1 protein-coding gene is annotated in these 1,777 nt (G+C 44.1%); it reads left to right on the forward strand.

Annotated elements, in window-relative coordinates; translation table 11 throughout:
• Nucleotides 1-146: 146 nt before the first annotated feature.
• A partial coding sequence (locus tag ACP4IT_RS12525; RefSeq protein ID WP_426855864.1) for an IS1182 family transposase occupies nt 147-1,777 on the forward strand: 1,631 nt, incomplete at its 3' end.

The following is a 1,777-nucleotide window of genomic DNA, read 5'->3' on the forward strand; positions in this document are numbered from 1 at the left end:
GAGGCTGTGACATAAGTCTCCACAAATAAAGCGGTCCAGTGAGAATCTTCGGATTCTCACTGGACAGCCTTTTGATATAATAGAAAATAAAAAAGGCATCGGTCACACCCGATACCCACAGATTATCCCCGAAAGGACATCTAAATATGCAAGACTATTATAACATGAATCAAACCACTTTGAGTATCACTTTAGACTATCTTCCTGAAGAAAACCATCCGGCAAGATACATCAATCAATTCGTGGAAAGCTTAAAACTGACCGATACATACCAGTTTGGCCGGCCCCGGGAATACGATCTAGGGGCTCTACTAAAATTGGTTCTTTTGGCATACAGTTATGGTATTTTTAGCAGTCGTCAGATTGAAAGATTCGCGCGTGAAAATAAACCAGCCGGATGGCTGGTCAGCAACCAAGTTCCTTCGTATCGAACCATTTGTCGTTTTAGAATTTCCGATGAACTTGCGAAATTGACCGAAGCAGGGTTAACGCAACTGACCACTTTTCTTCGTCAAAATAAGCTGATTGATGACGTCTCATTCATTGATGGTACTAAGATTCTAGCCGATGCGAACAAGTATAGCTTCGTTTGGAAAAAGAATACGATTCGGTTCGATGAAATGAACCGTGAAAAGCTGGTTGAACTGTTAGGCGAGCTACATGAGGCAAAAATCATCGGTGAAGTTCCGGCTGGGTCGAACTTAACACCAGAGCTTTTGGAGATGATGATCAGTAAGGTTGAGGACCATTTAGTGGTTTTAAAGCAGAAAGTGGCGGAGACCGAAAAGGTCTCGCCAAATCCAGCAAAACAAAAACGTCGCACGTTCCGAGCAAAGAAACGACTAGTTGAACGACGGGATAAGATGCGGGAGCATCAAGACCAACAGTCAATCTATGGGCAACGAAACAGCTATTCCAAGACCGATCATGACGCCACCTTTATGCGGGTCAAGGAAGATCCGATGCAAAATGGTCAATTGAAACCAGCGTACAATCTTCAGATTTCCACAAGCGGTCAGTTCATCACGGGTTACCAACTCTTTCAAAACCCAACAGATACCCGCACACTACAGCCATTCATCAAGCATTTACAGCAACACGGAACGTTAGGCGCCACCATCGTGGCAGATGCTGGGTACGGCTCGGAAAGTAACTACCGTTTTCTAGAAGACAGCTTGCCTGAACATACGGCCCTAATACCTTATGGGACAATGATCAAAGAGAATAGTCGGAAGTGGAAAAGCGATGACCGCAAGGTCATGAACTGGGACTACTATGAAGCCGATGATTACTATGTTGATAAAGGTGTACGGTTTAATTTTAAGGCGTATCGGAAAAGGACTGATAAGTATGGATTTATACGTGATTTTAAAGAGTATGTCGCCGAAAAACTAGATGAGAATCAGAATGTGATTTCCGAAGCCCTCACGCCAAAAGGAAACCTACGAAGAATCCAAGTTAACAGCGCTTGGGAATACTTTAAAGCCAAGCAACGCGACCTTCTATCAACATCCCAAACAGCGGCCATCTACGCCCAACGAAAAATAGACGTGGAGCCAATTTTTGGAAAAATGAAGGCCTCTTTAAGGTTCCATCGATTCTCGGTTCGCGGCCTAGACAGGGTCCGTAAGGAAGCCGGGATCGTGATTATGGCCTTGAATATCCAGAAACTGGTTACACTGGTAGCCAACTCCAAGAGCAAAAGAATAGGACGAGAAAACAAAGATCGGTTTCTCGTCCTATTCCATTATAAAGAGACTAGTTATGTCACAGCCTC

The organism is Levilactobacillus sp. LN180102 (assembly GCF_050106635.1).
GTDB lineage: Bacteria > Bacillota > Bacilli > Lactobacillales > Lactobacillaceae > Levilactobacillus > Levilactobacillus brevis.